A 22962-nucleotide genomic window follows, 5' to 3' on the forward strand; every position below is an offset into this window, starting at 1 on the left:
CGGAGCCGAGCCGCCGGGGTGTCCCGTGCTGCCCGGCTCCCCTTCAGGGAGAGGCACCCGCCGATCATGAACGTCCGCCGCAGCGCCGCGGTCCTGGCCGCCACCGCAGTGATCGGGGCGGCCGCACCGGCCGTGGCCGCGAGTCCTTCTCCCTCACCGTCGGTGGCGATACCCGAGGGGTTGTACGGGGCGGGGGATCCGACGTACGACGGGGTGTGGCGGCAGTCGTTGACGCTGCTGGCGCTGAACCGGCAGGGCGTGATCCCCGCCCAGAAGGCCGAGGACTGGCTGGCCGGGCAGCAGTGCGCGAGCGGCGCCTTCCCGGCGTTCCGCGCGGACACCACCAAGCCCTGCGACGCCAAGGTGATGGTCGACACCAACAGCACGGCCGCGGCCGTCCAGGCGCTCGCCACGGTCACCAGCCAGCATGAGGACGCGGTACGCAAGGGGCTCGCCTGGCTGAAGTCGGTGCAGAACGAGGACGGCGGCTGGGGCTACACGGCGGGCGGGGCGACCGACGCGAACTCCACGTCCGTCGTCATCGACGCGATCCTCGCCGCGAGCATGACAGGCACCGGGTCGATGAAGTCGTTCGAGAAGGACGGCAAGACCCCCTCCGACGCCCTGCTGAAGCTCGCCCTGCCCTGCACCGGCGACGGCGGCGCGTTCGCCTACCAGCCCGACAAGAAGGGCAAGCTCGTCGCCAACGCGGACGCCACGGCGGCGGCCGTGCTCAGCGGCCTGGGCGGGCAGCCTCAGATCTTCCTCCTCGGCGGTGAGCAGGCCTCCAAGTCCTGCGAGAAGCCCCGGGACTTCGAGCGGGCCGTCCACAACGGCGCCTCGTACCTCGCCGGGACCATGGCCAAGGACAAGTACCTTAAGTCCGCGCTCCCCGGCGCCGAGGACCAGCCGGACTACGGCAACACGGCCGACGCCGTGGTCGCCCTCTCCGCCGCCGATTTCAACGACGAGGCCGCCGCGTCCGTTCACTGGCTGGAGACCCACGCCCTGAAGTGGGCCGCGCAGAGCGGCCCGGCCGCGTACGCCCAGCTGATCTTCGCCGCCCGGGCCGGCGGCGTGGACCCGCGCGAGTTCGGCGGCAAGAACCTGGTCACCCTGCTGAACGCGACCGGCCCGAAGCCCGAGCACGTACCCACCCTGGACGAGGAACCCCTGCTGGAGGCGAACACCGACGAGGACGATGACGACGGCGCCCTCACCGTCGCCTGGACCGTCGGCGGCGGTCTCCTCCTCGGCTCCCTCATCGGCTCCGCCCTCATGCTCCGCGGCCGGAAGCGCGAGCAGTGACCCCCGTGACCTCCGTGACCCCCCGCCGCGCCGCCGCCCTCCTCCTCGCCGCGTTCCTCCTCGCGGCCCTCGCCCCCGCGTCCGCCCAGGCCACCGGCTACCGCTACTGGTCCTTCTGGGACCGCACCGGCACCGCCTGGACCTACGCCACCCAGGGCCCCGCCACCGCCGTCCCCTCCGACGGCGACGTCCAAGGCTTCCGGTTCGCCGTCAGCGCGGACTCCGCCGACGCGTCCACGCCCCGCGGTACGGCGGACTTCGCGACGATCTGCGCGAAGACCCCGGCGCCCGGGTCGGGCAGCAAGCGAGTGGCCCTGCTCATCGACTTCGGCACGCCCTCGGACGCCCCGAACGGCGAGACCCCTCCGACGGCCCGTACGGCCTGCGCGGTCGTCGCCGAGAACGCGACCACGGCCGAGGCCCTGGCAACGGTCGCGAAACCCCTCCGGTACGACACGAACGCCCTCCTGTGCGCCATCGCGGGGTATCCGGAGACGGGGTGCGGGGAGCAGGTCGCGGGAGGGGAGAAGCCGACGTCCACGGAGGAGCGGAAGAAGGAGAAGGACTCCGGGGGCAGCGGCCCGTCGATGGGACTGTTCGCGGGGGTGGCGGTGGTGACGGTGCTGGGCGGGGCGGCGGTGTGGCAGGCGAGGCGGCGGCGCCGCGATGCATAGGCCTGGCTGCGCCCAGCCACAGCACAGGGCACCCAGTGACCCGCCCCACAGTCACCACCGCCCCACCCCCCAACTCCACCCCGGCGCCTGGTGGCTCTGGTCCCTCGGCCTCGGCACCGCCGCCACCCGCACCACCAACCCCCTCCTCCTGACCCTCCTCATCACCACCTCCGCGTATGTCGTGACAACCTGCCGCCCCAACACCCCCTGGTCCCGCTCCTACACCGCGTTCGTCAAACTCGCCCTGGCCGTCCTCCTCATCCGCCTCGCCTTCACCACCTTTCTCGGTTCCCCCCTCCCCGGCACCCACGTACTCCTCACCCTCCCCGAACTCCCCCTCCCCGACTGGGCACAGGGCATCCGCCTGGGCGGCAAGGTGACCGCGGAGACCCTCACGTTCGCGTTCTACGACGGCCTGAAACTCGCCACCCTCCTGATCTGCGTAGGCGCGGCGAACGCCCTCGCAAGCCCCAGCCGCCTCCTCAAGTCCCTCCCGGGCGCCCTGTACGAGATGGGCGTCGCGGTGGTCGTCGCGATGACCTTCGCACCGAGCCTGATCGCCGACGTCCAGCGTCTCCGCGCCGCCCGTCGCCTCCGCGGCCGCCCGGACTCCGGCCTCCGCGGACTCCTCCAGGTCGCCCTCCCGGTCCTGGAGGGCGCGTTGGAACGCTCCGTGGCCCTCGCCGCCGCGATGGACGCGCGCGGATACGGCCGCACCGCCGACGTCCCTCCCCGTGTCCGCCGTACGACGACCGCACTCACCCTCGGCGGCCTGCTGGGCGTCTGCGCGGGAACGTACGGCCTGCTCACCGCCGACGGCGGCACGTACGGTCTCCCGGTCCTCCTCACCGGCCTGACCGCGGCCCTGGCAGGGCTCCGCCTGGGTGGCCGCCGCACCCCGCGCACCCGCTACCGCCCGGACCGCTGGACCACGCGCGCGTGCCTGGTCGCCGCGTCCGGCGCGACGGTGGCGGTCGCACTGGCAGTGGCAGCCACCCAGGCCCCAGCCGCGGCCCTCAACCCTGGCGTGATCCCCCTCACCGCCCCCACCCTCCCCCTCTGGCCCGCGGCGGCGATCCTCGTAGGCCTGCTCCCCGCCCTCCTCGCCCCTCACAAGGAGCCGTCGTGATCCGCTTCGAAGACGTCTCCGTCACCTACGAAGGAGCCCCCGAACCCGCCGTCCAGGGCGTGGACTTCGAGGTCCCGGAGGGCGAACTCGTCCTCCTGGCAGGCCCGTCGGGCACGGGAAAGTCGACGATCCTCAACACCGTAAGCGGCCTGGTCCCACACTTCACGGGCGGCACCCTCCGAGGCCGCGTCACCGTCGCCGGCCGCGACACCCGCACCCACAAACCCCGCGAACTCGCCGACGTCGTAGGCACGGTGGGCCAGGACCCCCTCTCCCACTTCGTGACGGACACGGTCGAGGAGGAACTCGCCTACGGCATGGAGTCCCTGGGCCTCGCCCCCGCCGTGATGCGCCGCCGAGTGGAGGAAACCCTCGACCTCCTCGGCCTGGCCGACCTCCGCAACCGCTCCCTCACCACCCTCTCCGGCGGCCAGCAGCAACGCGTGGCCATCGGCTCGGTCCTCACCCCCCACCCCCGAGCCCTCATCCTCGACGAACCCACCTCCGCCCTGGACCCCGCCGCCGCGGAAGAAGTCCTCGCGGTCCTCCAACGCCTCGTCCACGACCTCGGCACCACCATCCTCATGGCCGAACACCGCCTCGAACGAGTAATCCAGTACGCCGACCAGCTCGCCCTCCTCCCGACCCGAGGCGCAGCACCGGTACTGGGCACCCCGGCCGACATCATGGCCGTATCCCCGGTGTATCCACCGGTGGTGGACCTGGGACGACTGGCGGGCTGGTCACCGTTGCCCCTGACGGTGAGGGACGCGAGGCGGAGGGCGGGAGACCTGAGGGAGCAGCTGGAACTGCGCGCCGAGAGGCTCCCCGCGGGCACCCGCACCGCCGAGACACCGCCGCCCGCGGACAGCCGCACCGCCAAGACGCCGCCGTCTGCGGGCAATCGTGCCGCTGGGGCGGCACGGGTGGGCGCAGACGGCACCCCGCAAGCGCCGGGCCGCGCGACCCACCCCCGCCCAGCCCCCACCCGCCGCAACTGGTTCCGCAGGCTCACCCCCACCAGGTCCACCACCCCCACCACCTCCGCCCATCCCCCCACCCCTCCCCCCGCCGAAGTCCACGCCCTCTCCCTCCACCGCTCCCAGACCCGCGCCCTCCACAACATCACCCTCACCATCTCCCCCGGCGAAACCATCGCCCTCATGGGCCGCAACGGCGCCGGAAAATCCACCCTCCTCAACACCCTCGTAGGCCTCCTGGAACCCACCACAGGAAAGGTCCGCACCGGCGGAGCCGTCCCCCACCGCACCCCACCCCGAGACCTCGTCCACCACGTAGGCCTGGTCCCCCAGGAACCCCGCGACCTCCTCTACACCGACACCGTCGCGGCGGAGTGCGAGGCAGCCGACGCAGACGCCACCGCACCCCCCGGCACCTGCCGAGCCCTCGTCGACGACCTCCTCCCGGACGTACCGGACGACACCCACCCCCGGGACCTCTCCGAGGGCCAGCGCCTCGCCCTCGCCCTCGCCGTCGTACTCACCGCCCGCCCACCCCTGCTCCTCCTCGACGAACCCACCCGAGGCCTGGACTACGCGGCGAAGGCGAGACTCGTCACCCACCTCCGACAGCTCGCCACCGAGGGCCACGCCATCGTCCTGGCGACGCACGACGTGGAACTGGCCGCCGAGCTCGCCCACAGGGTCGTCCTCCTCGCCGAGGGCAAAGTGATCGCGGACGGCCCGGCGGCGGACATCGTCGTGACCTCCCCCTCCTTCGCCCCGCAGGTCAGCAAGATCCTCGCCCCACAGAAGTGGCTCACGGTGGCACAGGTGAAGGAGGCCCTCGCATGAAGTCGATGAAGTCGATGAAGTCGATGGAGTCGATGCAGTCGATGCAGTCCACGCGGTCCATGAAGGCCCCGAAGGTCATCCACCTCGGCCCCCGCTCCATAACCGCCCTGCTCCTGGTCAGCGCAGTCGGCGTAGGCGCCCTCGGCTGGCCCTTCCTCGCCCCGCCGAAGTCCGCGGCCAACGCCCACTCCCAGGACGCGCCCTGGCTCTTCGCCGGCCTGCTCGTGCTCCTCGTACTGGTCCTCGCGGCGACGATCTCCGAGTCGGGCCTGGGCCCGAAGGCGGTGGCGATGCTGGGCGTCCTCGCGGCGACGGGCGCGGCGCTGCGCCCGCTGGGCGCGGGGACCGCCGGTATCGAACCGATGTTCTTCCTGATGCTGCTCAGCGGAAGGGTCCTCGGCCCGGGCTTCGGTTTCGTCCTCGGCTCGGTGTCGATGTTCGCGTCCGCGCTGCTGACGGGCGGGGTGGGGCCGTGGATGCCGTTCCAGATGCTGGCGATGGGCTGGTTCGCGATGGGCGCGGGCCTGCTGCCGGGGTCGCGGCGCCTGCGCGGCCGGGCGGAGCTGGCGCTGCTGGCGGGCTACGGCTTCGTCGCCGCGTTCGCGTACGGCACGCTCACCAACCTCGCCGGCTGGCCGTTCATGCAGCAGAGCACCTCGAACATCGCCTTCGACCCGGACGACCCGGCCCCCGCCAACCTGGCCCGTTTCGTCGTCTACTGTCTGGCCACCTCGATGGGCTGGGACCTGGGCCGGGCCCTGTGCACGGTCGTCCTGACCTTCCTCCTCGGCCCGGCCGTGCTCAGGGCGCTACGCAGAGCCACCCGGCGGGCGGCGTTCGAGACCGCGGTCACTTTCGAGCCTCGCCGACCGGTGAACCGTCCCACATGACCCACATCACTCACTATATACCCTAGTAGTGCATTTCGGACGCCATGCTCATGCCATAACAGCCCCTGACCTGCACATTGAGAGCCAGCTCACACCGACCACGCCACCCCCACATACGACCACAACTAGCAAAAGGGGTCATTGCGGACGCCCTCCAAGCCTGTTTCTCTGGATGACGTCGCACGGCGCCGACGAGCCCCACGGGCCTCGGCGCCGACGCATGACCCGGACACTCGGAACCTTCCGATCCGCCCGACATGCAGGCGACGCACCTGTCCCCGAAGAAAAGGTTCTCCGTGTCCGTCTCCCGCATCGTTCGCCGCATCGCCTCCCCCAAGAAGGCCCTCACCACCGTCGCGATGGCCGCCGCCACCGCCGGCCTGGTGCTGACCGCGGCGCCCGCTCAGGCGGCCACCACCGACTCCGCCGCCGAGGCCAAGGCCATCGCGCAGAAGATGATCCCGAACACCGCTCAGTACAACGCCTTCAGCAAGATCGTCGAGCACGAGAGCGGCTGGGACGTCGACGCCACCAACGCCTCTTCCGGCGCGTACGGCCTGGTCCAGGCCCTGCCCGGCTCCAAGATGGCCTCCGCCGGCTCGGACTGGAAGACCAGCGCCGAGACGCAGATCGAGTGGGGCCTCGACTACATGAACGCCCGCTACGGCAGCCCGACCGGCGCCTGGGCCTTCTGGCAGGCGAACGGCTGGTACTGAGCCGACTGCCCCGAGCACCACAGAAAGGCGGCGACCCCGATCGGGGGTCGCCGCCTTCGTCGTACGGCAGCCGCCCCCGGTAGCCCGCCCGGTGATTGGCAGATCCGTTCCACCCCCGGGCGGCAAACCCGCAGGTGGGCACGGCCCAACGCGGAACAGATCTGCCAATCACCCTCCCGGCCCTCCCCCGGCCACCCCCAGCCCGTCCACCATGGCGATCCATGAGCACCCAGCCGCAGCCGCAGCCCCAGCCGCCACCACCACCCCCACCGTACGGCCCCGAAGCCCGCGGTGTGCGTCTCGTCCCCGTGTTGCTGGTACTGACCGTGGTGAGCGGGCTGATCGACGCGGTGAGCTATCTCGGGCTCGGGCACGTCTTCACCGCCAACATGACCGGCAACGTCGTCGTACTGGGCTTCGCGGCGGCCGGGGCGCCAGGGTTCTCGTTGGCGCACACGCTGACCTCGCTGGGGGCGTTCGTGGTGGGCGCGGGGGTGGGCGGGCGGATCGCGGTACGCCTCGGGGGTGGCTCCCGCCGTACCTGGGCCCGTGTCACGCTCGCCGCGGAGGCGCTGCTGCTGGGCGGGTCCGCGGTGGTCGCGTTCGCCGCGCCGGACGCCACGGCCACCGTGTACGCGCTCATCGCGGTCACGGCCTTCGCGATGGGGTTGCGCAACGCGACCGTGCGCAAACTGGGCGTACCCGACCTCACGACCACCGTCCTGACCATGACCCTGACGGGCCTCGCGTCCGACGGCCCCGGCCCGCGCCGTCACCGCCGTACGGGCGCTGTCGTCGCGATGGTCGCGGGTGCAGCGTTGGGGGCGTGGCTGGTGGGTGACCATGGGCTGGGGGTGCCGTTGCTGGTCACGGCGGTGGTGGTGGGGGTGCTGGCGGGGGTGGCGTCGGGAAGGGAGTAGGAGAGGGCACCTACACCAGATCGACTGCACCAGATCGACCGGAATCAGCCCCGTCCCCCATGCCGTCCGGCGAGGAGACCCAGAAGAACTCCCGGTACCCCTCGTGCGCGAAGTGGACCGGCGCACTCCACGGCCGCCCATCCGCGTCGGCGGTGGCCGGCACCAGGTACCGGTTCGCGTCGACGATGCCCCGGGCGACCCCACCCCGCCCGCTCACCGGGCCCTCCGAAAGGTCAGCCCGAAGTCCCGCTCCCAATCCACCGACTCGACCGAGGCCGAGGCCGACTCCGCCGATGCGCTCTTCGCCGATGCGCTCTTCGCCATCTCCCAGGCCCCCCGGATCACCTCGCCCTCGACCCGTCCGATGAACCGCTGCCGGAAGGCGAGCGGCGAGAAGTCCGCCGTCTCCCGCAGCAGCAGCCACTCCTCACCGTCGAAGGTCATCGCGTACGTCCGCACGACCCCGCGTGTGTCGAAGTAGTGGTATGTGTACGCCCCTGACTCCGGGTCCACGGCGATGACCGCCATGCTGTCCGGCGCCCCGGGAACAGGTATCCGGGTGCGCTGGACAAGGAACCGCCCGTCCAGTTCCCACGAGAACACACACCGCGCGGCCGGCCCCGCCTCCGCCCCGGGAAGGTCGGCCTCGACCTCCCACTCCCCCACCAGCACGCCCAGCCTCTCCAAGGCTTCCGCTCCGCCGCCCATGACGGACACCTCCTCCTCGCGTCTGACAGAGGGATGACGTCGGCGGCGGGCGAAACTCATCGGTGAACCACTCGGCGTACCACTTGTCCCGCCCTCCTCCTCTCCTCGCCCGCCGCCTCATCCCTGGCGCTCCATGCCAACACCCTGTCGTTCCAGCCCAACGACCCGCCCGCCCCACGGCTGCGAACCTTCCCCACACGTCAGGTCCCAACAACCCAGGGAGCGACATGAGTTCACGTATGACACGGGGCAAGCTCGTCGCGTGCACGGTAGGCGCGCTGACCGCGGCCGCCCTCGCGCTGAGCACGTCCCCGGCGGCGGCGAGCGGGACGTACAGCGGGCGGGCGTACGTCTACGGGGCGGGTGTCTTCGGTGACGACTGGGGCGACGAGGGCATCGTGTCCACCAGCTACAACACGTCGTCCAACGCGACTTGCCTGTGGCAGAAGATCCTGTGGGCCGACCATCGCCTCGAAGCCTCACAGATCGACGGCATCTTCGGCACAGACACCTATAACGCGACCATAGACTGGCAAATCGACTTCCTCGGGTCGAGCAACGCCGACGGCATCGCCGGTAAGGAAACCTGGGGGCTGGCCGACGCCTACCTCCAGGACACCGACAACGACGGCGCCGTCGACCGGTACCTCGGAACGAGCGGCCGCTACGCCAACATCAGCCGTGACAGCGACGGCCGCTACCACTTCTACGACGGCGGCGGCAGCGCCCGTATCGCCGGCTACGACTACAACACCTGCTGACAGCCAGCGGCGGGCCGTCCGCGCCCAACGTGACGCGGGCGGCCGCAAGTTGGCCAAGAAGACGGCTGTGCCCTCCCTGAACGGTGACTCACAATCAGCTCCGCGCGGCCTGAACGGGCCCGTGACGGGGGGCGTTCGTGATCACGACGTACGACAGCACGGGTCTGAGACCGACCGAACGGGCCGAGAGGTTCCGCGAGTTGGTGGGGCTCTCCCGTATGCCGACCACCTTCGAGCTACCGGACCAGGGCCCCTTCGCCGGCCGCCTCCGCGCCCTCTCACTCGGCGCCGCGGACCTGTCCGAGCTCTCGCACACCACCCTTCGGGCCCGGCGCACCCCGCGCCTGATACGGCAGTCCGACCCCGAGATCTGCCATCTGAGCCTCGTCCGCACCGGACAGCGGGCGGTCGAACAGAACAGGAGAACGGCCTGGGTCGGCCCCGGGGACCTGGTGCTGTACGACAGCTCGCACCCGTTCAACGGCACCATGCACAAACACCCCGGCAGGTCGACCTCCCTGCTGCTCCAGTTCCCCCGCAGGCTCCTGCCCGGCCCCGCCGAGCGCCTCCTCCCGCTCCTGGCGACGCCCCTGTCCGGCCGCACCGGCACCGGCCGTCTGCTCGCCGTCCTCATGACGGAACTGGCGAGAGAGCACCGCGACTACACCGCACCGGACCTGACCCGGTTGGGCACCCTCGCCATCGACCTGGTGGCGACCCTGGCGGGCCAGCGCCTGGACCGGGAGACCGCGGTGCCTGTCGAGGCCCGCGAGAACACCCTGTTCCTGCGCGTCGCGTCCTTCATCCAGACCCACCTGTCGGCGCCGGACCTGACCCCCACCCTCATCGCCGCCGCCCACCAGACCTCCCCGCGCTCCCTCCAGCGGCTCTTCCAGCGGCACGGGACCACGGTGACGTCGTACGTCCGGCAACAGCGCCTCGACCGATGCCGTCACGATCTGGCCGACCCCGCCCTCGACACCCTGGCGATCCACCGGATCGGGGCGCGCTGGGGCTATCCGCACGCGGCCGACTTCACCCGCGCCTTCCGCACGGCGACCGGGATGACACCGAGCGAGTACCGGGCCGCCTCACGCCGTCACGCGGTACCGCACTCGAACCACACCACCTTCCCGCTCCTCCCCCTGCTCTCCACACCCCACTTGTCGGCCACCGCGCCCACCAGCACGAGCCCCCGCCCGCTCTCCGCCTCCGGCACCAACCCCTCCGGAACGGAGGGAAGTTGAGGGCATCCGTCGGCCACCTCCACCCGGACCCCCGCCGTTCTCAGCACGACCACCTCGCACCTCCGATCCGGAACATGCCGTACGACGTTGGCGACCAGCTCGGTCACGCCCAATTCCACGGCGTCGGTCAGCTCGGCCAGTTCCCACTCGGCCAGCAGCGAGCGGACGATGCGGCGGATGTGCCGGGCGGAGTGTTCGCCGACCGTGAGGCGCATGCGGTACTGGGTGACGGCGGGGAACATGAGGGTGGGGGGAAAGTATGCGTTCACGGTACGAGCCTGACCTGGCGGAACTACCCTGGGCTACAGGCCGGATACAACCCGTTCTGGAGTGGGGGCAGTTCGTGACGCACATCAACGTCCTTGACCCGGGAGCCTCACCGCTCGACTACTACGGCTTCGAGCTGCGGCGTTTGCGGGAGGCGGCGGGGCTGACGCAGAAGCAGCTCGGGGACATCATCAACTACACCGCGTCGCTGGTGGGGCAGATCGAGACGGCGAGGAAGGTGCCGACGCTGGAGTTCAGCGAGCGGGTGGATGTGGCGTTGGGGACGGACGGGTTACTGTCCCGGCTCGTCGAGCTGGTGCTGCGCAGTCAACTCCCGGCCTGGTTCCAGCAGGTGGCCGAACTTGAGGCGCGGGCCGTCGAGATGTGCACCTTCCACACGCACCTGATGCACGGCCTCCTGCAGACCAAGGCCTACGCTCGCGCCGTGCTCGGCGCGCTGGACCGGACCAACCTGGACGACCGCACCGCCGTGCGGCTCGCTCGCCAGCGCATCTTCGAGAAGGCTGAACCTCCGATCCTGTGGGCCGTCATCAGCGAGGCCGCGTTGTACCAGGAGATCGGCAACCGCGACACCATGCGAGGCCAACTGACACAGCTGTTGGCCTTCGAGGACAACCCCCGGCTCAACATCCAGATCCTGCCGTTCACGGCCGGGGTGCACGCAGGCCTGCAAGGCCCGTTCGACCTCTTCCGATTCGCGAGCGACCCGACCATCGTCTACACCGAGGGATACGGCGTCGGGCATCCGACCGCGAATCCGGACACCGTCAAGGACTGCTCACTCCGTTACGATCATCTCCGGGCCGCCGCTCTATCCCTCAAGGACTCGGCGGAGCTGATCCGGCGCGTGATGGAGGACCGCTATGGAGAGCAAGTGGCGTAAGTCGAGCTACAGCGGCGACCAGGGCGGCTCGTGCGTCGAATGCGCGCCGCTCGGCCTCCTCACCTGGCGCAAGTCCACACACAGCGGCGACCAGGGCGGTGATTGCCTCGAAGTCGCCGAAGCCCCCTGCCCTTCCATCGCCATCCGCGACTCCAAGAACCCGGCGGGCCCGATCCTGACCCTCGACCCCGCCGCGTTCGTCACCTTCCTCAACTGGACGTCTGCAAGCGCTACAAGCCCTACAAGCGCTGAATGATCGTGCCGGTGGCGAGTCCGCCCCCCGCGCACATCGTCACCAGGGCGAACTCCTTGTCGGTGCGCTCCAGTTCATGAAGAGCGGTGGTGATGAGCCGCGCCCCCGTCGCCCCCACCGGGTGTCCCAGCGCGATCGCACCCCCATTCACGTTCACCTTCTCCAGGTCCTGCTCGAAGACCTGCGCCCAGCTCAACACAACGGACGCGAAGGCCTCGTTGATCTCGACGAGGTCGATGTCCCTCAAGGACATCCCCGCCTTACCCAGCACCGCCTTCGTCGCGTCGATCGGCCCGTCGAGGTGGAAGTGCGGGTCGGCGCCGACGAGCGCCTGGGCGACTATCCGCGCCCGGGGCCTCAGCTTCAGCGCCCGCGCCATCCGTTTCGACGCCCACATGATGGCCGACGCCCCGTCGCTGATCTGGGACGAGTTGCCCGCCGTGTGGATGGCGGTCGGCATGACCGGCTTCAGGCCGGCCAGCGCCTCCATGGACGTGTCGCGCAGCCCTTCGTCCCGGTCGACGAGCCGCCACATGCCCTGTCCGGCACGCTGTTCGTCCTCCGTGGTCGGGACCTGTACGGCGAACGTCTCCCTCTTGAACCGCTCCTCGCTCCAGGCGACGGCGGCCCGTTCCTGCGAGATGAGCCCCAGCGAGTCGACGTTCTCCCTCGTCAGCCCCCGATGGCGGGCGATCCGCTCCGCCGCCTCGAACTGGTTCGGCAGATCCACGTTCCACTCGTCCGGGAACGGCTTCCCCGGTCCGTGCTTCGACCCCGACCCCAGCGGCACCCGTGACATCGCCTCGACCCCGCAGGAGATGCCGACGTCGATGACGCCCGCCGCGACGAGGTTGGCCGTCATGTGCGAGGCCTGCTGGGAGGAGCCGCACTGGCAGTCGACGGTCGTCGCCGCCGTCTCGTAGGGCAGGCCCATGGTCAGCCAGGCCGTGCGCGCGGGGTTCATGGACTGTTCGCCGGCGTGGGTCACCGTGCCGCCGACGATCTGCTCGACGCAGTCGGCGGGGATGCCGGTGCGGCCGAGGAGTTCACGGTAGGTCTCGCCCAGCAGGTAGGCGGGGTGGAGGTTGGCGAGCGCGCCGCCGCGCCTGCCGATGGGGGTGCGTACGGCTTCGACTATCACGGGTTCCGCGGCCATGGTGGGGAGTTCCTCTCCTCCGTACCCGCGCGGCGCGGGGGCGTCCCGGCCCGGCCCGCCACGCGGAACTAGTACGTGTTCTAGTTCCATGTGCAGTCTGCTGACACGGAGTCCATCACCGCAAGAGTCGTGCACGCCTCTTGCTACTTCTAGAACCCGTTACTACGTTCACGGCACGAACTGATGGACCGTCAGAAGACTGCCGGAATACGGCTGGAACACGGCTGGAGCTGCCCCATGACCTGTCCAGCGCTCCCCGACGGGTTCGACTTCACCGACCCTGACATGCTGCAACAGCGCGTACCACTACCGGAGTTCGCCGCGCTCCGCCGCGTGGAACCGGTCCGCTGGATCCCCCAGGCGGGCAACATCGCCGGGTTCCAGGACGAGGGCTACTGGGCCGTCACCCGGCACGAGGACGTCAAGTACGTCTCCACGCACCCGGAGATCTTCTCCTCCATGCTCAACACCGCGATCATCCGCTTCAACGAGCACATCGAGCGCGACGCCATCGACGCCCAGCGGCTGATCATCCTCAACATGGACCCGCCCGAGCACACCCGGGTCCGCCAGATCGTGCAGCGCGGTTTCACCCCGCGCTCGATCCGTGCCCTGGAGGACACCCTCCGCGCCCGCGCCCACTCCATCGTCGAGACGGCCCTCTCCTCCCACGACGGCTCCTTCGACTTCGTCACCCAGGTCGCCTGCGAACTCCCCCTCCAGGCCATCGCCGAACTGATCGGCATCCCCCAGGAGGACCGCCTCAAGATCTTCGAGTGGTCGAACCGGATGATCTCCTACGACGATCCCGAGTACGCCATCACGGAGGAGGTCGGCCAGGAAGCGGCGATGGAGGTCATCGCCTACGCCATGAACATGGCCGCCGAACGCAAGAAGTGCCCGGCGAAGGACATCGTGACGACGCTGGTCGCGGCCGAGGACGAAGGCAACCTCGCCTCGGACGAGTTCGGCATGTTCGTGCTCGCCCTCGCGGTCGCGGGCAACGAGACGACCCGCAACGCCATCAGCCACGGCATGCACGCGTTCCTCACCCACCCGGAGCAGTGGGAGCTGTTCAAGCGCGAGCGGCCCGCTACGACGGCCGAGGAGATCGTCCGCTGGGCGACCCCCGTCGTCTCCTTCCAGCGAACGGCCACTCAGGACACGGAGTTGGGCGGCAAGAAGATCAAACAGGGCGACCGGGTCGGGATCTTCTACGCCTCGGCCAATCACGACCCCGACGTCTTCGACAACCCCGGCGCCTTCGACATCACCCGCGACCCCAACCCCCACCTCGGCTTCGGTGGCGGCGGCCCCCACTTCTGCCTCGGCAAGTCCCTCGCCGTCCTGGAGATCAACCTCATCTTCAACGCCATCGCCGACGCCATGCCCGGCCTCCACCTCACGGGCGACCCCCGCCGGCTGCGCTCCGCGTGGATCAACGGCGTGAAGGAACTTCAGGTGAGCGTGGACTGACCCCCAGGGCCGAGCCCGTGGGTCGAGCCCGTACTCGGGCCGGTGGCTTCCCGGCGCCGCCGGCCCGTCCAGGTCCCCGGGGGAGGCAGGGAGCGCCCCCATCCCTACGCCCTGCTCCTGCCTCCCCCGAGGCCCAGCGTCACCTTCTTCGGCTCGGGCACGTTCCTCGCCGCGATGTGCCGCGCCACGAACTCCGCGTCCCGGCCCACCCCTTGGATCATCGACGAGGCCAGCGCGTACTGGAACAGCCGCCCGACGAAGTACAACCCCGGCTGCCCGTCCACGACTCCACGCCGCTGCGCCGGTTCCCCGTCCGCGTCGAACACCCCGGGCAGATCGATCCACGACACGTCCGGCGCGAACCCCGTGCACCACACCACGCCCGCCACCTCCGCCAGTTGACCATCGCCGAGCTCGGGAACCCCGCCCCGCACCCCGGTCGTACGGGCCACCCGCTCGACCCCCGCCGCCGCCAGATCCTTCCCCTTCACCCGGATCAGCGGCGCACTGTGCGCGAGAACCTTCGGCCGCACCTTGCGCCCCATCGGCGTACGGACCGTCAGAACGTGCCGGAAGAGGAAGAACAGCACCGGCGTCAGCAGCCGCGCCGCCCTCCGCTCGATCCGCCACGGGATCTGCCCGGGATGCGGCCCGGAGAGCAGCACCCGACGCGTGGCGGCCAGCTCCATGGCGATGTCGGCACCCGAGTTCCCGGCGCCGACGACCAGGACGGGCCCGTCGGGAAGCTGGCCGGGGTTGCGGTACTCAACGGCGTGCAACTGGCGTATGGCGGAGTTGAGTTGACCGGCGTACGGGGGCGTCTTGGCCAGCCGGTCGTACCCTGCGGCGACGACGACATTCGCGGCCAGGTACCTCACCCCGCCCTCCGTCTCGACGACGTACCGCTGACCGTCGTACGACAGTCGCCGCACCCGGACGCCGGTCCGTACCGGGAGTTCCGCCCAAGCGGCGTATGCCTGGAGGTAGTCGGCGAACTCGTCGCGGGTCGGGAACCCCCACGCGGGCCCGGGATACGGCAGCCCCGGCAGGCCGTCGAACTTGGCGGGACTGAACAGCCGTAGCGAGTCCCAGCGTTGGCGCCAGCAGTCCCCGATCCGCTCACCCGCCTCCAGGATCACGAACGGCCGTCCGGTGCGGGCGAGGTGGTAGCCGGTGGCGAGTCCGGCCTGTCCCCCGCCGATGACGACGGTGTCGATGCTTTCGATGCTTTCGGTGCTTTCGGTGCTTTCCATGGCTTCGGTGTTCATGCCGGCTCCTCGGTGCCGTGCGGGAGTGCGGTCCGTGTCCGGCGTTCGGCCTCGTAGATCTCCACGGCCTGCCGCAGCAGCCGCTCGGCCTCGGTGTGGTCGCCGCGCAGCCGCAGCAGCGTGCCTAGTTCCGTGGCACTGTCGGCGAACCTGAGCCGGGCCGCCCGTACCTGTTGCCGGAGCGGCGCGTGGTCGGACACGCTTCGATGCTGGTCGCGCGGGGTGGGGGCGCGCATCGACAGCAATGCCCATTCCGTGGGCGGGGGTGTGGGTATTCCTACGCGCCCGGAGGTCAGCCTGGTGGCCGCACCAGCCCGTGCTCGAAGGCGTACGCGGCGACGGCGGTGCGCGAGCCGACGTCGAGCTTGCCGAAGATGTTGCTGATGTGCCGGGCGACGGTCTTCTCGCTGAGGACGAGTTCGGCGGCGATGGCGTGATTGGTACGGCCTTGGGCGATGAGCCGTACGACGTCGAGTTCGCGTGGGGAGAGCAGGGACCGCCGGTTGCCGCTGAGCCCCTCGACGCGCAGCACATCGGGCTGGGCCCCGAGCCGCTCGAAGGCCGTACGGGCCGCGTCCAGCTCCAGCACGGCACAGTCCTCGTCCCCGAGCGCCCGACAGGCGAGCGCGACGAGCACCCCGACCCGCGCGGCCTCGTAGGGCACGTCGAGCTCGCGCCAGACCCGCCCGGCATCCCGCAGCACACCGAGCGCCTCCCCGCTCGCGCCCTGGGCGAGCAGGACGGCTCCACGGGCCTGGCCGGTCATGGCGCGGAGGGCGGAGACGCCGAAGTCCTCGGCGATGGAGGCGAGTTCATCGACGGCACGGGCCGCTTCGGCGAGGTCGTCGGAAGGCGTACCGGTATCGGCCAGCAGGATCTCCACCGCCCCCGGCAGCAGCCTCGCCCTCCGCATCGGCTCGCCCGTCTCCGCCAGCGCCCGCCGGATCGCCGCCGCGGCCGCCTCCCGCCGTCCCTGGGCCAGCCTCAGCAGCGCGAGCCCCGGCTGGGTGTCCCACCCGTACCGCAGGGTGTCGCGATAGGCCTGTTCCGCCTCGGCGTACTCGCCCCGCAGCCGATGCAACTCGCCGAGCTGGTAGAAGGCGCTGCCCGCCGCCCCCTCCCCGTACCCGGCGGTGAGCTGCGCACAGGCGAGCCGCGCCTCGTGGACGGCGTCGGGCCACTCCCCGCCGAGCTGGAGCAGCACGGCCCGGTGCACCCGGCACAGCCCGCGATACGCGCCGCTGAAGTCCGGCTGGGCCGCGCACCAGGCGGCGAGCGCCTTGCTCCACTCCTGGGCGCGGCGCAGTTCCTGCATTTCCTGGCAGGTGCCGATGACCACGCAGTACGTCATCCCGATCGCCCGCGCGGACGGCTCCCCGTCGGCGACGGCGACCATGGCCTCGTCCAGCTGGGCGAGCCCGGCGGCGGGCTCCCCGTTGCTGACGAGGGCGAGCCCGAGGGTCATGGCCGTACCGACGAGGAGATCGGGATCGCCCCCGGCCCCGGCGCTGACGGCATCCCCCAGTCGCCGCGCGACGCCGAGCATCTCCGCCGGCTCACCGGCCCGGAAATGCAGTTCGGCGTCGAGCAGCAGCAGATACCCGTACTCCTGGCATCCGGGGTCCGTGGCGGCCAGCCGTCGGGCCCGCGCCAGCCAGGCCCCGGACTGCACGACCTCCCCGCCCCAGGCGAGCCCCTTGCAGAGCCAGTACGCACACCGGAGCGCGGACCCGACGTCCCCGGCCTCGGCGTAGGCGGTGAAGGCCCGCCGCAGCAGCAGCACGGCGTCATCACACCGCCCCAGCATGTCCGCGGCCTCGGCCAGCGCCTCGACATCCCCCGCCCCGAGCGGCCGCACGGCATCCACCCCACTCAGCAGCGCGTAGGCCTCCGCCCACGCCCGCCGCCGCCCGGCCTCCCGCCCCTTCACCAACTCCGCGTCCCACTCCATGGCGCCTCCGCCACCATTGCACCGCGGCGGGGCTGGGCTGTCATCCGGCGCGAGGGGGCTCGGCGCGGGGGCTCACCGCTCCGGTTGAGGCCGCTGCCAGTTCTCGTCCAGCCCCAGGCTCATCCTGATGATCTCGCTGTTGATCTCGCCGAGCCGCTCCCTGATCCCGGCATCACGTTCCGAAGCCGTCTCGGCCTCTCCCAGCCTCGCGTACACGAAGGCGATCTGACTCCGCAGCGAGTTGTCACCGTCAGGGTCGGGCGGGGTGCCGTCCAGGTAGTGCTGCCAGACGCTGGGCAGCCAGCCACTGGGCTCCTCACCGTGCGGCGCGATGGTGACGTACCACTGGAACCGGTCCCTGCCGACCTCCACATCGCAGTGAGCGCCCCTGAACCGGATCCGGACATTGCCGAAGTCCCCGTCCAGTTCCTCGTCGACCCGCTCGTACCCGCGCTCCACCAGCCAGGCCGACAGCTCGTCGACCCACCCCTTCTTGCCCCACTGCGTGGCCTTGGCGCTCCGCATCACTTCGCCGGCATCTCCGCCGGCCAGGAAAGGATGCGCAAGCTCCACGTACGCCGCCTGCGCGCGCAGCGTCTTCCGCAACTCCTTCAGGCTTCGCGCCCTGTGCGAAACGCGCTTCCCGCCCACCCCGAGAGCGGCGGCGAGGCGGTCCACCGGCATCGTGAACCGATCGTCGTCGGTATTGACCTCCACCACACAGCCGACCCATTTCCCGGAGTCCAGGTCCTCGTACGACGTGTGGTACTCCACGCCCTGACCGGAATAGATCAAGGTCGGAACGTCGCCCTCTGCCTCGCTCGGCCCCTCCAGCCCGATCCGGGCGGCTACTTCCTCGTAGATCTCCCCCACCTGCTCAACGAACTCCCTCCCCGACGGCACCGACGGTTCGCTCATCCCTGGACTCCTTCGCCCCCTGCGCCGCCCCCGCACTCCGCGCCCGCGGCCCCTGGAACAGATATGCCAGCCCGAACCCCGCGCCCACAACCCCCGCCCCACCCACCGCGTCCAGCACCCAGTGGTTCCCCGTCACCACGATCGCCGTCACCGTGAACAGGGGATGCAGCAGCCCGAGTCCCTTCATCCACCACCGCGGGGCGACGATCGCGATGACCAGGCCGCACCACAGGGACCAGCCGAAGTGGAGGGAGGGCATTGCCGCGTACTGGTTCGTCAGGTGGGTCAGGGTGCCGTAGTCCGGCTTGGTGAAGTCCTGGACGCCGTGGACCGTGTCGATCATGCCGAGGGAGGGCATGAGGCGGGGCGGGGCCAGGGGGTAGAGCCAGAAGCCGAGCAGGGCGAGGAGGGTGGTCAGGCCGAGGGACGCTCTCGCCCAGCGGTAGTCGGCCGGGCGGCGCCAGTACAGGACCGCCAGGACCGTCAGGGGGACTACGAAGTGGAAGGATTCGTAGTAGAAGTCGAAGAAGTTCCTGGCCCAGTCGACCTTGACGATCGCATGGTTCGCCCAGTGTTCGATGTCGATGTGGAGCCAGCGTTCGAGGTCGAGGATCTGCGCGCCGTGTGCCTCCGCCCTCGCCCTGCCCTCCGCGTTGCTCCCGCCCGTCGCCGCCAGCCGCACCTGCTGGTACGCCGCGTACGTGACCCGGATCAGCAGCAGCTCCAGCAACAGGTTCGGGCGGGTCAGTACCCGCTTGAGGAACGGCAGGAGCGGTACGCGGCGGAAGCGGGCGGGGACCGGGGCGGCGTACCGCGTGGGGATCGGGGTCTGGTAGTGCGCCGAGGTCCGCGGCAGGAACGGGATCACTGTCGCCGCCGCCAGTGCCGCCAGCAGGACGACGTTGTCGCGCAGGGGGTCCAGGACCGACATGTTCGGGAAGATCATCTTCGCCGGGAGGGTCATCACGAGGACCACCGCGACCGGCCACACATACCGGTCCGACGCCCGCTTCCCGACCCGCCCGACCACCGCGAGCAGCACCCACAGCAGCTGGTGCTGCCAGGCCGTCGGCGAGATCAGGATCGCCGCGCAGCCGGTGACCGCCACCGCGAGCAGCAGCTGGCCGTCGCGGGCGTAACGGACCGCCCGGCGTACGGCGTCGACCGCGACCACCGCGCCCAGCAGCAGGAAGAGCCCGATCTCCAGCGGCCCCGACAGCCCGGCCCGCAGCAGCAGGCCGTGCAGCGACTGGTTGGCGAGGTCGTCGGCCGCGCCGCCGAGGCCGGTGCCCGCCACGTGGTGCACCCAGTACGTGTACGAGTCGTGCGGCATCGCCGCCCACGCGAGCGCCGTGCACACGGCGAACGTCACGCCCGTCGAGAGCGCCGCCCGGCGGCGGCCCGTGAACCACAGCAGCGGCGCGAACAGCAGGATCGTCGGCTGGAGCGCGGCGGCGACGCCGATCAGGGCACCGCTCGCCCGTTCCCCACGGACGACGAAGCAGCCCAGCAACACCAGCAGCACCGGCATGATGCTCGTCTGGCCCAGGTACAGCGTGTTGCGGACCGGCAGCGACAGCATCAGGAGGCTGATCGCGACCGGCGCGGCCAGCAGCGAGGTCAGTCTGCTCACCGGCTGCGGCAGGGCGCGCGCGACGACGAGGCCGAGGGCGACGACCAGGAGCAGCGTGCCGAAGGTCCAGCCCCAGCCGAGGGCCTGCTCGGCGGCACGTGTCAACGGCTTGAGCACGAGCCCGCCGAAGGGCGTACCGGTGAACAGGGTGGAGTCGTAGAGCGAGCCGTTGACGTGCAGCACGCCGTCGGGGCCGACCCAGGTCTCCAGGTCCGTCAGCCGCTCCCCCTCGGGGGTGCTCAGGACGACGGCCACCTGCCGGACGGCGAGTATCGCGGCGACCAGCCACAGCCCGAGGCGGACCACGCGCGCCCGTGCCCCGTAATCCTCGACCGTTCCGCCGCTGTGCTCCGCATTCGCCACGACTCGCAGGCCTCCCGCCCTGTTCGTCCCACGCGTCCGCGTGAGGGCCGTTTCGCGAACTGTATTCCGCTCGCTGCACCCCCAGAGAGAGACGCCGACACCTCCACCTTCACCTGACACCCGCGCGAGGTGCGACGTGGATCACTTACGGCGGCATGAGGAACGGAACCGTATGCTCCCGCCGTACTACCGTCTGAAGTCAGTCGGCGGCGGGGCGGAGGGTTCGGGGGAGATGATCGGTTTCCTGAGGGGCCGGGCGCGTCGGCGCGTGCTCGCGGTCGTGGTGGCGTTGCTCGCCACCCAGCTCGGCTCACTCGTCGCCCCCGCCTACGCGTGCGGCTGCGGCGCCATGATCCCGGACACCGCCCGGCGGGTCGGCGTGGCCCGCGAGGTGTCCGTGGTGCGCTGGGACGGCACCCAGGAGCAGATCGTGATGCGGCTGACCGTCGACGGCGACAGCGACCGGGCCGCCTGGGTCATGCCGGTACCCCGGCGCGCGACCGTCAAGCTGGGCGATCCGGCCCTCTTCGACCAGCTCGACGCGGCCGCCGCACCCGTGCACCGCGAGCGCTACCACTTCTGGCCGGAGGACGGCGACTGGCCGCTCGTCTCCGGCGACGGCGGCCCGCGGACCGGCGCGCCGCCCGGTGCCGGCATCGGCGCCCAGCCGCCCGTGGACGTGGTGGACCGCCAGAAGCTCGGCCCCTTCGACGTGGCCCGGCTGACCGCCACCGACCCGAACGCGCTCGGCACCTGGCTGAACACCAACGGCTTCACCCTCCCGCCCCGCCTGAGCGGCGCCCTCCAGCCGTATGTGAAGAACCGCTGGGAGTACGTGGCGGTCCGCCTCGCCCCCGAGACCCCCGGCACCGTCCTGCGCGGCGCCCTGGACCCGCTCCACCTCACGTTCTCCGCCGACCGCCCGGTCTACCCGATGCGCCTGTCCCGGCTCGCCCGGACCCCGCAGTCACTGGGCCTGTACGTCCTCGCCCCGCACCGCATGGAACCGGCCTCCGCCATCGGCGGCGAGCGCCCCCGGGTGACCTTCGCCGGAAAGGTGACCGCGAAGTCGGGCCCGCTGGCCGAACTGGCGCAGGGCACCCCGTTCCTGACCGCGGTGGGCCAGGAGTTCCCGACGCCGTCCCTGATCGACGGCGACCACGTACTGCGCCGCGCGGCCTCCGACACCGCCTTCCAGCAGGTGATCTACGAGGACCGGCTGCGGAAGGTGGCCGGGATCCCGGCCTGGCTGCTGACGGTCGTCGGCGGTCTCGCGCTCGTCGTCACGGCGGTGACCCTGCCCGTCGTACGACGCTCCCGGCGCCCGGCGCCGACCCCGGAAACCCCCTGACAGGGAACCGGCCCGCGCCTATATTCGTTAGCGCATCTAGTTAGCAGCTCTAACTAGCCACACGAAAGGCACAGGTCGCATGAGCCAGTCGCAGGTCTGGGACGACGTCGACGACTACTTCACCGCCCACCTCACGCCCGACGACGAGGCACTGGCCGCCGCCGTGCGCGACAGCGAGGCGGCCCACCTCCCGCAGGCCGCCGTCACCGCCCCGCAGGGCAAGCTGCTCCACCTGCTCGCCCAGATCCAGGGCGCCCGCACCGTCCTGGAGATCGGCACCCTCGGCGGCTACAGCACCATCTGGCTGGCCCGCGCCCTGCCCGCCGACGGCCGGCTGATCTCCCTGGAGTACAGCCCGAAGCACGCGGAGGTCGCGACCGGCAACATCGCACGCGCCGGACTCGACAAGATCGTCGAGGTGCGGGTCGGCCCGGCCCTGGAGTCGCTGCCCCGGCTGGCCGCCGAGAACCCGCCCCCGTTCGACCTCGTCTTCATCGACGCCGACAAGGCCAACAACCCGCACTACGTGGACTGGGCGATCCAACTGACCCGCCCGGGCAGCCTGATCATCGTCGACAACGTCGTCCGCGGCGGCCGCGTCGCGAACCCGGACAGCACCGAACCGGACGTCCAGGGCACTCGGGCCGCGATCGAACTCATCGGCGCCCACCCGAAGTTGAGCGGTACGGCGATCCAGACGGTGGGCGGCAAGGGGTACGACGGGTTCGCGCTGGCGCGGGTGCTGCCGTAACCCTTGCTGCCTCTTCTCCTGCCGCCGCCGAGGCTCACGCCTCGTGGTAGAAGCCGACGTTGACGCTGCGCGGGGCGGTGCGGTCGCGGATGACGATCTCGCCGTTGCCGCCCCGGGGCAGCGGGATCGTCCCGCCGTAGACGAGGGGCTGGGCGTACTGGCCGACCACGAGGTGGACCTCGGAGGACGGTTCGGGCTGCGAACCCGGCAGCCAGGTCACCTGCCAGCCGCCCTCGGGGCCGCACAGGAACTCCAGATGGACCCGGGAGACGAACAGCCAGTCGTCCGGCGTCGAGAGCCGGCACACGGACTTGTCCCGGCCGACTCGCAGCACGCTGCCCGGGTCACTGGGCGCGTCGGCCATCTGCATACCGGCCGTGGCACCCTCCTCCGCCGCGGATACGGCGGCCATGGTGAGTTCGAGCACGTGCGCTCCCTTGTGCAGTTGCTGGATTGTCCCTGTGCAAGTGTCCTTGTACAGCGGCCGCATGATAAATCGCCCGG

22 protein-coding genes and 1 pseudogene are annotated in these 22962 nt (G+C 71.0%); 14 read left to right on the forward strand and 9 right to left on the reverse strand.

Annotated features, from left to right (window positions below):
* Positions 1–66 precede the first annotated feature (66 nt).
* From ABZ928_RS50695 to ABZ928_RS50725, 7 genes are all read left to right on the forward strand, one after another.
* Positions 67–1308, forward strand: a complete 1242-nt coding sequence (locus tag ABZ928_RS50695) for a prenyltransferase/squalene oxidase repeat-containing protein (RefSeq protein WP_361536120.1) — start codon at positions 67–69, stop codon at positions 1306–1308.
* A gap of 14 nt (positions 1309–1322) precedes the next feature.
* Positions 1323–1982 carry an SCO2322 family protein gene (locus ABZ928_RS50700; RefSeq protein WP_361536176.1) on the forward strand — a complete coding sequence of 220 codons (660 nt, stop codon included), beginning with the start codon at positions 1323–1325 and terminating at the stop codon, positions 1980–1982.
* Positions 1975–3111, forward strand: coding sequence for an energy-coupling factor transporter transmembrane component T (locus tag ABZ928_RS50705; RefSeq protein WP_361536122.1), 1137 nt, complete (start codon positions 1975–1977; stop codon positions 3109–3111). Before ABZ928_RS50700 ends, ABZ928_RS50705 begins: the two co-directional genes overlap by 8 nt.
* Positions 3108–4925 (forward strand): ATP-binding cassette domain-containing protein, encoded by a 1818-nt coding sequence (locus ABZ928_RS50710; protein WP_361536124.1) that lies wholly within the window; start codon positions 3108–3110, stop codon positions 4923–4925. Before ABZ928_RS50705 ends, ABZ928_RS50710 begins: the two co-directional genes overlap by 4 nt.
* 59 nt (positions 4926–4984) lie before the next feature.
* Positions 4985–5815 carry an ECF transporter S component gene (locus ABZ928_RS50715; RefSeq protein WP_361536178.1) on the forward strand — a complete coding sequence of 277 codons (831 nt, stop codon included), beginning with the start codon at positions 4985–4987 and terminating at the stop codon, positions 5813–5815.
* A 296-nt stretch (positions 5816–6111) separates the two neighbouring features.
* Entirely contained in the window at positions 6112–6531 is a 420-nt protein-coding gene (locus ABZ928_RS50720) for a transglycosylase SLT domain-containing protein (RefSeq protein WP_361536126.1), read from the forward strand.
* Positions 6532–6752: 221 nt separating this feature from the next.
* Positions 6753–7451 (forward strand): YoaK family protein, encoded by a 699-nt coding sequence (locus ABZ928_RS50725; RefSeq protein ID WP_361536128.1) that lies wholly within the window; start codon positions 6753–6755, stop codon positions 7449–7451.
* Positions 7452–7664: 213 nt separating this feature from the next.
* Here ABZ928_RS50725 and ABZ928_RS50730 read toward each other — a convergent pair whose 3' ends face one another.
* Positions 7665–8159 (reverse strand): hypothetical protein, encoded by a 495-nt coding sequence (locus ABZ928_RS50730; protein ID WP_361536130.1) that lies wholly within the window; start codon positions 8157–8159, stop codon positions 7665–7667.
* 227 nt (positions 8160–8386) lie between these two features.
* Between ABZ928_RS50730 and ABZ928_RS50735 the strand changes: the two genes are divergently transcribed.
* Positions 8387–8920, forward strand: a complete 534-nt coding sequence (locus tag ABZ928_RS50735; RefSeq protein ID WP_361536132.1) for a peptidoglycan-binding protein — start codon at positions 8387–8389, stop codon at positions 8918–8920.
* Between the two features lie 203 nt (positions 8921–9123).
* Positions 9124–9996 (forward strand): annotated as a pseudogene (locus tag ABZ928_RS50740) (helix-turn-helix domain-containing protein); the annotation flags it as partial.
* A gap of 23 nt (positions 9997–10019) precedes the next feature.
* On the opposite strand, the gene ABZ928_RS50745 reads toward ABZ928_RS50740, so the two are convergent.
* The gene (locus tag ABZ928_RS50745; protein ID WP_361536180.1) at positions 10020–10409 is read right to left on the reverse strand and encodes an ATP-binding protein; all 390 of its coding nucleotides are present in this window, start codon (positions 10407–10409) and stop codon (positions 10020–10022) included.
* 101 nt (positions 10410–10510) lie between these two features.
* Between ABZ928_RS50745 and ABZ928_RS50750 the strand changes: the two genes are divergently transcribed.
* Positions 10511–11338 (forward strand): helix-turn-helix transcriptional regulator, encoded by an 828-nt coding sequence (locus ABZ928_RS50750; RefSeq protein ID WP_361536134.1) that lies wholly within the window; start codon positions 10511–10513, stop codon positions 11336–11338.
* Positions 11319–11594, forward strand: a complete 276-nt coding sequence (locus ABZ928_RS50755; RefSeq protein ID WP_361536136.1) for a DUF397 domain-containing protein — start codon at positions 11319–11321, stop codon at positions 11592–11594. The genes ABZ928_RS50750 and ABZ928_RS50755 overlap by 20 nt, the downstream gene beginning before the upstream one ends.
* Here ABZ928_RS50755 and ABZ928_RS50760 read toward each other — a convergent pair.
* Positions 11578–12747, reverse strand: coding sequence for a steroid 3-ketoacyl-CoA thiolase (locus tag ABZ928_RS50760; RefSeq protein ID WP_361536138.1), 1170 nt, complete (start codon positions 12745–12747; stop codon positions 11578–11580). The genes ABZ928_RS50755 and ABZ928_RS50760 overlap by 17 nt on opposite strands.
* 237 nt (positions 12748–12984) lie before the next feature.
* Between ABZ928_RS50760 and ABZ928_RS50765 the strand changes: the two genes are divergently transcribed.
* The gene (locus ABZ928_RS50765) at positions 12985–14223 is read left to right on the forward strand and encodes a cytochrome P450 (protein WP_361536140.1); all 1239 of its coding nucleotides are present in this window, start codon (positions 12985–12987) and stop codon (positions 14221–14223) included.
* Positions 14224–14327: 104 nt separating this feature from the next.
* Here the strand turns inward: ABZ928_RS50765 and ABZ928_RS50770 are convergent, their stop codons facing one another.
* From ABZ928_RS50770 to ABZ928_RS50790, 5 genes are all read right to left on the reverse strand, one after another.
* The gene (locus tag ABZ928_RS50770; RefSeq protein WP_361536142.1) at positions 14328–15491 is read right to left on the reverse strand and encodes an NAD(P)-binding domain-containing protein; all 1164 of its coding nucleotides are present in this window, start codon (positions 15489–15491) and stop codon (positions 14328–14330) included.
* Positions 15488–15691 carry a tetratricopeptide repeat protein gene (locus tag ABZ928_RS50775; RefSeq protein ID WP_361536144.1) on the reverse strand — a complete coding sequence of 68 codons (204 nt, stop codon included), beginning with the start codon at positions 15689–15691 and terminating at the stop codon, positions 15488–15490. Before ABZ928_RS50775 ends, ABZ928_RS50770 begins: the two co-directional genes overlap by 4 nt.
* A gap of 92 nt (positions 15692–15783) precedes the next feature.
* On the reverse strand, positions 15784–17442 hold the full coding sequence (locus ABZ928_RS50780) for a LuxR C-terminal-related transcriptional regulator (protein WP_361536146.1): 1659 nt from the start codon (positions 17440–17442) through the stop codon (positions 15784–15786).
* A 72-nt stretch (positions 17443–17514) separates the two neighbouring features.
* Positions 17515–18360, reverse strand: a complete 846-nt coding sequence (locus ABZ928_RS50785) for a hypothetical protein (protein WP_361536148.1) — start codon at positions 18358–18360, stop codon at positions 17515–17517.
* A complete protein-coding gene (locus tag ABZ928_RS50790; protein WP_361536150.1) occupies positions 18320–20356 on the reverse strand; it encodes a bifunctional glycosyltransferase 87/phosphatase PAP2 family protein in 2037 nt (678 codons plus the stop codon). Before ABZ928_RS50790 ends, ABZ928_RS50785 begins: the two co-directional genes overlap by 41 nt.
* 232 nt (positions 20357–20588) lie before the next feature.
* On the opposite strand from ABZ928_RS50790, the gene ABZ928_RS50795 reads away from it, so the two are divergent.
* Positions 20589–21707, forward strand: coding sequence for a DUF2330 domain-containing protein (locus tag ABZ928_RS50795; RefSeq protein WP_361536182.1), 1119 nt, complete (start codon positions 20589–20591; stop codon positions 21705–21707).
* Between the two features lie 79 nt (positions 21708–21786).
* Positions 21787–22458 carry an O-methyltransferase gene (locus tag ABZ928_RS50800; RefSeq protein ID WP_361536152.1) on the forward strand — a complete coding sequence of 224 codons (672 nt, stop codon included), beginning with the start codon at positions 21787–21789 and terminating at the stop codon, positions 22456–22458.
* A 34-nt stretch (positions 22459–22492) separates the two neighbouring features.
* Here the strand turns inward: ABZ928_RS50800 and ABZ928_RS50805 are convergent, their stop codons facing one another.
* Complete coding sequence (locus tag ABZ928_RS50805) at positions 22493–22885, reverse strand: hypothetical protein (protein ID WP_361536154.1); 393 nt, start codon at positions 22883–22885, stop codon at positions 22493–22495.
* Positions 22886–22962 lie beyond the last annotated feature (77 nt).

The organism is Streptomyces sp. NPDC046909 (assembly GCF_040644695.1).
GTDB lineage: Bacteria > Actinomycetota > Actinomycetes > Streptomycetales > Streptomycetaceae > Streptomyces.